The following is a 9,803-nucleotide window of genomic DNA, read 5'->3' as shown; positions in this document are numbered from 1 at the left end:
AGTATGGCGCGGCCGGCCGCGCCATACTCGCCGCCCGCCGCGGCGAGAGCGACAGCCCCGGCTACGCCCTCACCCACGGCGAGCTGGAGGCCGGCGCGAGCGGCGCGGCGGCCCCGCTGCTCGGCGTCCTCGGGATCGAGGGCAGCGTGGGGGTGGTGATGCTCACGGACACGATCCCCGAGCGCGTGGGCCCGCGCGTGATGGAGGCCGCGAAGGAGGTGGCCGACGCCCTGCGGTGAGCCGCCGGGGCCGGGCACGGGACCGGGCACGGCCGGGTCCCCGCCGTGCCGCGGGCTCGCCGGGCGCGCCTCGCCCGGCGAGGCCGCGTGTCACGGAAGGGACCCCGGTGAACTAGATTCGCTGCATGCCCGCTCCGACCACGCCCGCCCGGTCCCGCCGCGCCCGGACCCTCGCCGTCTGTGCCGTGCCCGTCGTCGCCCTGCTCGCCTCCGTGCCCTTCGTGCCGCTGCCGTTCTCGGTGGCGCAGCCCGGCTCGACGGTGGACGTGCTCGGCGCGCACGACGGCAAGCAGGTGATCGAGATCCAGGGCGTCCCGGCGCGGAAGACCACGGGCCAGCTGCGCATGACCACGATCGTGGTGACGGGCCCGCGCGTCGACGTGGACCTCGGCGACGTGATCAGCGGCTGGTCCCGTACGGACCGGGCCGTGATGCCGCACGACGCCGTCTATCCCGTGGGCGACTCCGACGAGGAGGTCGACGCGCACAACCAGGCGGAGATGAAGAAGTCGCAGGACGCCGCCACGGACGCGGCCCGGCGCTATCTGCACCGCTCGCCCGGCGAGCTGAAGGTCGGCCTCAGCCTCGCCGACGTGGGCGGGCCGAGCGCGGGCCTGCTCTTCACCCTCGGCATCATCGACAAGGTCGACGGCGACGGCCGCGGCGGCGACCTCACGGGCGGGCGCGTCATCGCCGGCACGGGCACGATCGACGCCGACGGGACGATCGGCGCGGTCGGCGGCGTCCCGCTGAAGACGCAGGCGGCCCGGCGCGACGGCGCGACGGTCTTCCTCGTGCCGAAGGGCGAGTGCTCGGAGGCGAAGGCCAACCTGCCCAAGGGGCTGCAGCTGGTCGCGGTCGAGAAGCTGCAGGACGCCATCACGTCGCTGCGCTCCCTCGCGTCGGACGACGGGAGCGCCGTCCCCACCTGCTGACCGGGCCCCGGACCCGGCCCGGCCCCGCGAACCGCTCAGCGGGTGATGAACCCCTCCTCCACCAGCCACTGCTCCGCGACCTCGCGCGGGTCCTTGCCCGCCACGTCCACCTCGGCGTTGAGCCGCCGCGCCACGTCGTTGTCGAGCCGGGCCGTGATGGGGTCCAGCACGTCCTTGATCGCCGGATACCTGCGCAGGGTGGCGCTGTTGATCTCCGGCGCGGCGTTGTAGTGGGGGAAGAAGCGCCGGTCGTCGTGCATGACGACCAGGCGCATCGCCGCGATGCGGCCGTCGGTGGTGAACACCTCGCCGAAGGTGCAGGAGCGGCCGCCGGAGACCTGGGTGTAGATGATGCCGCCGTCCATCTTCTGCACGCGCGAGGCGGGCACGTTCATGCCGTACGTCCTGGCCATGCCCTGCAGGCCGTCGTCGCGCGCCGCGAACTCCGTCTCCACGCACAGCGTCGCGGCGCCCGGAGCGCTCCGCGACAGGGCGGCCACGTCCGAGAGCGTGCGGGTGCCGTGCCGGCGGGCGGCGGCGCGGCTCATGGCCAGGGCGTACGTGTTGTCGAGCGCGGCGGGCGCGAGCCAGGTGAGGCCGTTGCGGGCGTCGGCGTCGCGGACGGCCCGCCACTGCGCCTGCGGGTCGGGGACCGGCCGGTCGTGGCCGAGGTAGGTGATCCAGGCGGTGCCCGTGTACTCGTACATGGCGTCCGCGCCGCCGGAGCGGACCGCCTCGCGCGCCCCGACCGAGCCCTGGATGTTGGTGCGGTCGAGCACGTTCGCGCCGGCGGCCTTGAAGGCGAGCCCCATGATCTGGCCGAGCAGGATGTTCTCGCTGAAGCTCTTGGAGGTGACGGTCAGGGAAGCGCCCTTGAGCGGCAGGCCCCGGCCGACCGAGCCGGGCCGCACCCCGTCGGCCAGGGGGGAGCCGCTGGTCAGGCCGCAGCCGCCGGCCAGGGGCAGCAGGAGCGCGAGGGCGAGGGCGGCGGCCGCCGCCGTCACCGTCCGCGGCCGCGCGCCGGGGCGCCGGGCGCGAGGGCTCCGCGTGTCAGGACCCCGCATGCCAGGACCCCGCGTGTCACGGCGCCGCATGTCAGGACGCCTCCAGCCCGCGCGGCCGCAGCAGCAGCTCGGCCAGCGACGCCAGCCAGTCCACGAGCAGGGCGAGCGCGACGGTCAGGACCGAGCCCAGCACCAGCACCGGCATCCGCTGGTTGGTGATGCCCGAGGCGATCAGGTCGCCGAGCCCGCCGCCCCCGCCGAAGTAGGCGAGCGTGGCCGTGCCCACGTTGAGGACGAGCGCGGTCCGCACGCCCGCGAGGATCAGCGGGACGGCCAGCGGCAGTTCGACCCGGCGCAGCACCCCGGCGGCCGACATGCCGATGCCGCGCGCGGCCTCCACCAGCGTCGGGTCGATGGCGCGCAGCCCCGCGACCGTGTTGGCGAGCACGGGCAGTACGGCGTAGACGACCATGCCGACGAGCGCGGCCCGCATGCCGATGCCCAGCCAGATCACCAGCAGCGCCAGCAGGCCGATCGCGGGCGTGGCCTGGCCGACGTTGGCGACGGCGATGACGGCGGGGGCTGCGGGGCGCAGCCGGCGGCGGGTGAGCAGGACGCCCAGCGGGACGGCGATGACCAGGACGAAGAAGGTGGAGACGACGGTGAGGACGACGTGCTGCCGCAGCCGCAGCCAGACGTTGCCGTCGGCGACGGAGTTGCGGGCGATGGAGTCGAGGCCGGCGCCGCGGAACCACAGCCAGGTCGCCAGCAGCAGGGCCAGCAGGAAGACGGGCAGGATCGTGAGCTTCTGCCAGGTGATGCGGCGGGTGACGCGGCGGGCCGCCGCCCGCGGGGGAGCGCCGGGCGGGGCGTCCTCGTCCGGACGGGTGCCGGTGCCGGTGCTGGTGCCTTTGTCGGTGTCCGTGGTCACGCCAGCTCCTCCGGCGCGTCCGTCGTGCCCTCCTGTTCCTCCAGCACCTGCTGGGCGCGCTGCTCCTCCAGCAGGTGCTGGTGCTCGACGGCGTCCAGCCGGTCCTCCTCCAGCAGTTCGTGCACCGAGTTCATCAGCGTCTCCATGTCGACGACGCCCTCGTAGCGGCCGCGCCGCCCCGTGACTGGCACCCGGCCCGCGTTGTCGATGAGGACGGCCTCCAGGGCGTCGCGCAGCGTCGCGTCGCGGGTGACGGTGTCGTGCACGAGGGTGCCGGCGCGGACGAGGGAGCCCCTGGCCCGCATCAGGTCGCCGCGCCGCAGCCATTTGTACGGCCGCTGGTGGCGGTCCAGCAGCAGCACCTCGTTGGTGGTGCCCCCGCGCAGCCGCTCGAAGATCGTCTGGAGTGGGTCGTCGATGGTGGCGGTCGGGAAGTCGACGACGCCCACGTCCCGCACGCGCGTGAGGTTGAGCCGTTTGAGGGCCGCGCCCGCGCCGACGAAGCCGGAGACGAAGTCGTCGGCGGGGTTGGTGAGGATGGCCTCGGGAGTGTCGAACTGGGCGATGTGCGACCGCTCGCGGAGGACGGCGATCCGGTCGCCGAGCTTGATGGCCTCGTCGAAGTCGTGGGTGACGAAGACGATCGTCTTGTGCAGCTCGTGCTGCAGCCGGATCAGCTCGTCCTGCAGGTGGTCCCGGGTGATCGGGTCGACCGCGCCGAACGGCTCGTCCATCAGCAGCACCGGCGGGTCGGCGGCCAGGGCGCGGGCCACGCCGACACGCTGCTGCTGCCCGCCCGAGAGCTGGCGCGGATAGCGGCCCTGGAACTCCCCGGGGTCGAGCCCCACCAGGTCCAGCATCTCCTCGACCCGCTCGGCGATCCGCCGCTTGGACCAGCCGGTCATGCGGGGCACGAGCGCGATGTTCTGCGCGACGGTCATGTGGGGGAAGAGCCCGGAGGCCTGGATCGCGTAGCCGATCTTGCGGCGCAGCCGCACCGGGTCGATGCCGGTGACGTCCTCGCCGTCGATGCGGATCCGGCCCGACGTCGGCTCGATCAGCCGGTTGATCATCTTCATCGTGGTGGTCTTGCCGCAGCCGGACGGGCCGACGAAGACCACCAGCTCGCCGGCCTTGATGTCCATGTTCACGCAGTCCACGGCGGGGGCCGGGTTGCCGGGGTAGCGCTTGGTGAGGTTCTCCAGCCGGATCGTGGCCCCGGAGGCCCGCACCTCCTCCCGCGCGGGGCGCGGCGCGGCCTCAGCCACGGATCCCGCCCGGGATCGTCAGCCGCCCGATCAGCACGTACACCGCGTCGAAGAGCAGCGCGAGGACGATGATGCCGAGCGTCCCCGCGAGCACCTGGTTGAGGGCGTTGGCACTGCCCAGCGAGGAGACGCCGCGGAAGATCTCGTTGCCGAGCCCGGGCCCGGAGGCGTACGCGGCCACCGCCGCGATGCCCATCAGCATCTGCGTGGCCACCCGGATGCCGGTGAGGATCGGCGGCCACGCCAGCGGCAGCTCGACGCGCAGGAGCCGGGCCGCCCGCGACATCCCGATCCCCTTCGCGGCGTCCACGAGCGAGGGGTCCACGCCCCGCAGCCCCACGACCGCGTTGCGGACGACCGGCAGCAGCCCGTAGAGCACGAGCGCCGTCACGGTCGGCGCCACGCCCAGGCCCAGCAGGGGGATCAGCAGGCCGAGCAGGGCCAGGGAGGGGACGGTCAGCAGCGTCGCCGTCACGGTCACCGCCAGGTTCCCCGCCCACTCCCTGCGGTACGTGAGGACGCCGATCGCCACGCCGGCGACCGTCGCCACCACCATGCACTGGAGGACGGCGCTGGCGTGCTGCCAGGCGTCCGCCAGCAGCTGGGCGCGGCGGCCGGACAGATAGTGCCAGAAGCTCACCCGCTCGCCTCCCTCCGCGCCTGGGCGCCGCCACGGTCAGGGCCGGTGCGGGCCCTGGTCCTGCGACGCCTGCTGCACCAGCGGGATGATCCGCAGCGGCACGGCGTTCTCCATGACGATCGCCGTGGAGGCCCGCACGATGCCATCAAAACCCACAACGCGGTCGATCACACGCTGGAGGTCGGCGTTCGAGCGTGCGACCAGACGGCACAGCATGTCGCCGCGCCCGGTCGTGGTGTGCAGCTCCAGCACCTCGGGCACCGTCGCGAGGTGCGCCCGGACGTCCCCGCCCTGCCCCTGCTTGATCTCCAGCGTCGCGAAGGCCGTCACCGGATAGCCCAGCGCCGCCGGGTCCACGTCCGGGCCGAAGCCGCGGATGACGCCCTGCGCCTGCAGCCGGTCCAGCCGCGCCTGGACGGTCCCGCGCGCCACGCCCAGGCGGCGGGAGGCCTCCAGCACGCCGATCCGCGGCTCCTCGGCCAGCAGCTCGATCAGCCGGCCGTCCAAACGATCGATCGCCATGCGGCCCTCCCAGTGGTCAGCATGTACAGAACGTCCGGTGTTACCGCCCGTCCGCTCTACAACTTGCCCAGTGAATACGCAAACTATTGCGCACCTTGTGGATCGGCGGGACGCTGCGGCCATGACTCAGACCACGGATCACACCCCGCACACCGCGCGGCAGGCCGACCCCTTCCCGGTCAAGGGGATGGACGCGGTCGTCTTCGCCGTCGGCAACGCCAAGCAGGCCGCCCACTACTACTCCACCGCCTTCGGCATGAAGCTCGTCGCCTACCGGGGTCCGGAGACCGGCAGCCGCGAGTTCGCCTCCTACGTCCTGGAGTCCGGCGGCGCCCGGTTCGTCCTCACCACGGTCATCAAGGCCGCCACCGACCACGGCCGCTTCCTCGCCGGGCACGTCGCCGAGCACGGCGACGGCGTCGTCGACCTCGCCATCGAGGTGCCGGACGCGCGCGCCGCCTACGCCTACGCCGTCGAGCACGGGGCGAAGGGGCTGGAGGAGCCGCACGAGGTCACGGACGAGCACGGCACCGTCGTGCTGGCCTCCATCGCCACGTACGGCGAGACCCGCCACACCCTGGTCGAGCGCTCCGCCTACACCGGCCCGTACCTGCCCGGCTACGTCGCCGCCAAGCCCCTCGTGGAGCCGGGTGAGCGCCGCTTCCAGGCCATCGACCACTGCGTGGGCAACGTCGAGCTCGGCAAGATGGACGAGTGGGTGGCGTTCTACAACAACGTCATGCACTTCACGAACATGAAGGAGTTCGTGGGCGACGACATCGCCACCGAGTACTCCGCCCTCATGTCGAAGGTCGTCGCGGACGGCACCCGCAAGGTGAAGTTCCCGCTCAACGAGCCGGCCGTCGCGAAGAAGAAGTCGCAGATCGACGAGTACCTGGAGTTCTACAACGGCCCCGGCGTGCAGCACATCGCCCTCGCGACGAACGACATCGTCGCCACGGTGCGGGCCATGCGGGCCGCGGGCGTGCAGTTCCTCGACACCCCCGACTCGTACTACGACACGCTCGGGGAGTGGGTCGGCGAGACCCGCGTCCCGGTCGAGACCCTGCGCGAGCTGAAGATCCTCGCCGACCGCGACGAGGACGGCTACCTGCTGCAGATCTTCACCAAGCCGGTGCAGGACCGGCCCACCGTCTTCTTCGAGATGATCGAGCGGCACGGGTCGATGGGCTTCGGCAAGGGCAACTTCAAGGCGCTCTTCGAGGCGATCGAGCGGGAGCAGGAGAAGCGGGGAAATCTCTGAGGCTCCCGTCGCCGGGCGGCCTCCCGGTGCCCGGCGGCCCGGGCCGCCGCACCGGCGGGCTTGAATCCCGCTGCGGCGGGGAGAGAGATCGTATGGCCGATCTGATCGAGCACCTGCGCGAAGGACTCCCCGCCGAAGCGATCCTCACCGACCCGGACGTCACCGCCTCCTACGCCAAGGACATGGCCGGCTTCTGCGCGGCGGGCGACCCCGCCGTCGTCACGCTGCCCCGCACCGTCGAACAGGTGCAGCACATCATGCGCACCGCCACCGCCCTGCGGGTCCCCGTCGTCCCGCAGGGCGCCCGCACCGGCCTGTCCGGCGCGGCCAACGCCGCCGACGGCTGCATCGTCCTCTCCCTCGTCAAGATGGACCGCATCCTGGAGATCGACCCCGTCGACCGGGTCGCGGTCGTCGAGCCGGGCGTCGTCAACGCCGTCCTCTCCCGCGCCGTCGCCGAACAGGGCCTGTACTACCCGCCCGACCCCTCCAGCTGGGAGCAGTGCACCATCGGCGGCAACATCGGCACCGCCTCCGGCGGCCTGTGCTGCGTGAAGTACGGGGTCACCGCCGAGTACGTCCTCGGCCTCGACGTCGTCCTCGCCGACGGCCGGCTGCTGAAGACGGGCCGCCGCACGGCCAAGGGCGTCGCGGGCTACGACCTCACCCGTCTGTTCACCGGCTCCGAGGGCAGCCTCGGCGTCGTCGTCCGGGCCGTCCTCGCGCTGCGGCCCGCGCCGCCTCAGCAGCTCGCGCTCGCGGCCGAGTTCCCCTCGATCGCCGCGGCCGGCGAGGCCGTCCGGCAGATCATGGCCCGCGGCCACGCGCCCTCGCTCCTGGAGCTCATGGACGGCACGACCGTCCGCGCCGTCAACGCCATGGCGAAGATGGGCCTCCCCGAGAGCACCGAAGCGCTCCTCCTCGCCGCCTTCGACACCCCGGACCCCGCGCAGGACCTCGCCGCCGTCGCCGAGCTGTGCACGGCCGCGGGCGCCGACCAGGTCGTCCCCGCCGAGGACGCCGCCGAGTCCGACCTCCTCCTCGCGGCCCGCCGGCTCTCCCTCACCGCCCTGGAGGCCCTCCGCCCCGCCACCATGATCGACGACGTGTGCGTGCCCCGCTCACGCCTCGCCGACATGCTGGAGGGCACCGCCGAGATCGCCCGCAAGCACGCGCTGACCATCGGCGTCTGCGCCCACGCGGGCGACGGCAACACCCACCCCGTCGTCTGCTTCGACCCCGCCGACGCCGACGAGGCGCGCCGCGCCCGCGAGTCCTTCGACGAGATCATGGCCCTCGGCCTGGAGCTGGGCGGCACGATCACCGGCGAGCACGGCGTGGGCGTCCTGAAGAAGGAGTGGCTGGCGAGGGAGCTGGGCCCCGTGGGCCTGGAGATCCAGCGGGGCATCAAAAGGGTCTTCGACCCGCTGAACCTCCTCAACCCGGGCAAAGTGCTGGACCTGTAAGGGCCTTGACGACCGCGGCGGCGAAGGGAACTCCGCCGCAACGGCGCGCCACCACAACGGCGAGGGTCCGGCGGAATGCAGAACCGCCCATACCCGTACGTCACGCCCCGAGGATCTCCCGCAGCGCCGCGTCCAGCTCCAGCCGCTCCCGCTCCGACCCCGGCGCCACCACCCGCAGCGTCCGCTCCAGCCACGCCGACACCGCCGGCGCCGGGGCCTCCAGCAGCGCGGCCCCGTCCGGCGAGGACAGCGCCATGCACACCACGCTGCGCCCGTCCGTCCGCGTCGGCCACACCCGTACGTCCCCGCTGCCGCACGGCCGGAACACGCCCTCGACCAGCAGCTCGCGCGCGAACGTCCAGTGCACCGGGGCGTCCGAGGTGACGTGGAAGGCGATGTGCACCGCGTACGGATCGGCCGTGCGGTAGCTCAGCCGCGACGGCACGGGGATGCTGCGCTCGGGCGACAGCACCAGGTCGATCTCCAGCTCTCTTTCCACCACGGTGTGCATGAAGTGCGCCCTCTCTGCTCTGCTTCCCTCGGTCCGTGGCCCCTCGCGAACGGACCCGCACCGACAGAGAGCGCAATGACCCCCACACCATGACGCGACTTCGCCGAACCGGTGCGCCCGTCGCACGTGTGAGTGGTCCCGCCCGCGGGACGGCCGCAGAGTGGAGAGCCGTCTGGTAGACCGGTGCGCGGCGCGGCCGGTTGCCTTTTGTGCATAGAGGTCATGGGAACGGGGGCGGCGGGGAGGGGGACACGATCGGGGCCGGACTGTCGCTCGAACGCGGTCTTTCTGCCGCGCTCCTTCTTCCCGGCCCCCCGCTCTTCGTTAGTGTCGTCCCTGGGCGGGCGGAGGTGACCGCCCGGGCGCTGTGGTACGCAGGAGGCGTGCCCCGGGCTCGGATCGAGGGTCGTCGTGCGCCCCTGCTTGCGTAACCGCGCGGTGACGGGGTCATCGGCGCCGGTACGGCGGACAGGTCAAGCGTGTTGGTTGTGAACGGAGTTGGGGACAGTGGTGGCCTCTCCCAGCAGTGATGAGAATGTGCCCAGGCAAGGGTATTACCCCGACCCTTCCATTCCCGGCTATATCCGTTACTGGAGCGGCACCGCCTGGGTGCCCGGCACGAGCCGGCCCGCGCCCGCCGAGGGCGAGCCGATGCCCGCCCCGCCCGCCGGCCTCGCCAAGCCCGCGGCGCCCGCCCTCGCCGCGCCCGTGCCGCCGACCCCGCGCGGCTCCGGCCCCGGCCGGCAGCCCGCTCAGCGCCCCGACGAGACGGGGCCGATGTTCCTCGACGAGGAGCCCGCCCCGCGCGACGCCGGCACGGAGCCGGCCTCCGCCTGGCGTGCGGAGCCCGCCCGGCAGGAAGGCTTCGGCGGCGAGCAGGACCGGCGCGTCTCCTGGGGCGAGGGCGCTAAGCCCGGCACCGCGCTCCCCGGCCCCCGCGACCCGCGCATCGCCGCTCCGGCGGCCGGTGACGCCGCAGACCCCACCCGCTCCGAGCCCACCCGCTCCGAGCCGGGCCGCCGG

Annotated in this window: 10 protein-coding genes and 1 pseudogene; 5 read left to right on the top strand and 6 right to left on the bottom strand. The window is 73.3% G+C overall.

From position 1 onward, the window contains the following. Positions 1-239: pseudogene (locus ACSNOH_RS30335) on the top strand (IclR family transcriptional regulator); the annotation flags it as partial. A 125-nt stretch (positions 240-364) separates the two neighbouring features. Next, positions 365-1,174, top strand: a complete 810-nt coding sequence (locus ACSNOH_RS30330; RefSeq protein WP_436724652.1) for a S16 family serine protease — start codon at positions 365-367, stop codon at positions 1,172-1,174. A 35-nt stretch (positions 1,175-1,209) separates the two neighbouring features. On the opposite strand, the gene ACSNOH_RS30325 is transcribed toward ACSNOH_RS30330, so the two are convergent. The 5 genes from ACSNOH_RS30325 to ACSNOH_RS30305 are packed head-to-tail and all read right to left on the bottom strand — an operon-like array spanning position 1,210 to position 5,539. Then, positions 1,210-2,238, bottom strand: coding sequence for a glycine betaine ABC transporter substrate-binding protein (locus ACSNOH_RS30325; RefSeq protein ID WP_436724651.1), 1,029 nt, complete (start codon positions 2,236-2,238; stop codon positions 1,210-1,212). A gap of 31 nt (positions 2,239-2,269) precedes the next feature. Then, complete coding sequence (locus ACSNOH_RS30320; protein ID WP_436724650.1) at positions 2,270-3,109, bottom strand: ABC transporter permease; 840 nt, start codon at positions 3,107-3,109, stop codon at positions 2,270-2,272. Continuing rightward, positions 3,106-4,377 carry a betaine/proline/choline family ABC transporter ATP-binding protein gene (locus tag ACSNOH_RS30315; RefSeq protein ID WP_436724649.1) on the bottom strand — a complete coding sequence of 424 codons (1,272 nt, stop codon included), beginning with the start codon at positions 4,375-4,377 and terminating at the stop codon, positions 3,106-3,108. Before ACSNOH_RS30315 ends, ACSNOH_RS30320 begins: the two co-directional genes overlap by 4 nt. Next, positions 4,370-5,017, bottom strand: coding sequence for an ABC transporter permease (locus tag ACSNOH_RS30310; RefSeq protein WP_436724648.1), 648 nt, complete (start codon positions 5,015-5,017; stop codon positions 4,370-4,372). Before ACSNOH_RS30310 ends, ACSNOH_RS30315 begins: the two co-directional genes overlap by 8 nt. A gap of 36 nt (positions 5,018-5,053) precedes the next feature. Continuing rightward, positions 5,054-5,539: an Lrp/AsnC family transcriptional regulator gene (locus ACSNOH_RS30305; protein ID WP_436724647.1), complete on the bottom strand. Its 486-nt coding sequence runs from the start codon at positions 5,537-5,539 to the stop codon at positions 5,054-5,056. Between the two features lie 121 nt (positions 5,540-5,660). Here ACSNOH_RS30305 and hppD point away from each other — a divergent pair, with 121 nt between their 5' ends. Further along, positions 5,661-6,803 (top strand): 4-hydroxyphenylpyruvate dioxygenase, encoded by a 1,143-nt coding sequence (hppD, locus tag ACSNOH_RS30300; RefSeq protein WP_436724646.1) that lies wholly within the window; start codon positions 5,661-5,663, stop codon positions 6,801-6,803. Positions 6,804-6,895: 92 nt separating this feature from the next. Then, positions 6,896-8,269 carry an FAD-binding oxidoreductase gene (locus ACSNOH_RS30295; RefSeq protein ID WP_436724645.1) on the top strand — a complete coding sequence of 458 codons (1,374 nt, stop codon included), beginning with the start codon at positions 6,896-6,898 and terminating at the stop codon, positions 8,267-8,269. Between the two features lie 100 nt (positions 8,270-8,369). Here ACSNOH_RS30295 and ACSNOH_RS30290 read toward each other — a convergent pair whose 3' ends face one another. After that, positions 8,370-8,780, bottom strand: a complete 411-nt coding sequence (locus tag ACSNOH_RS30290) for an SsgA family sporulation/cell division regulator (RefSeq protein ID WP_436724644.1) — start codon at positions 8,778-8,780, stop codon at positions 8,370-8,372. A gap of 507 nt (positions 8,781-9,287) precedes the next feature. On the opposite strand from ACSNOH_RS30290, the gene ACSNOH_RS30285 reads away from it, so the two are divergent. Then, positions 9,288-9,803: DUF2510 domain-containing protein (locus tag ACSNOH_RS30285; protein ID WP_436724643.1), on the top strand; the 516-nt coding region annotated here is incomplete at its 3' end.

The organism is Streptomyces sp. URMC 127 (assembly GCF_051386535.1).
Classification (GTDB): Bacteria; Actinomycetota; Actinomycetes; order Streptomycetales; family Streptomycetaceae; genus Streptomyces.
The sequence above is the reverse complement of the archived record's forward strand: the minus strand, read 5'-3'. Positions and strand labels throughout refer to the sequence as shown.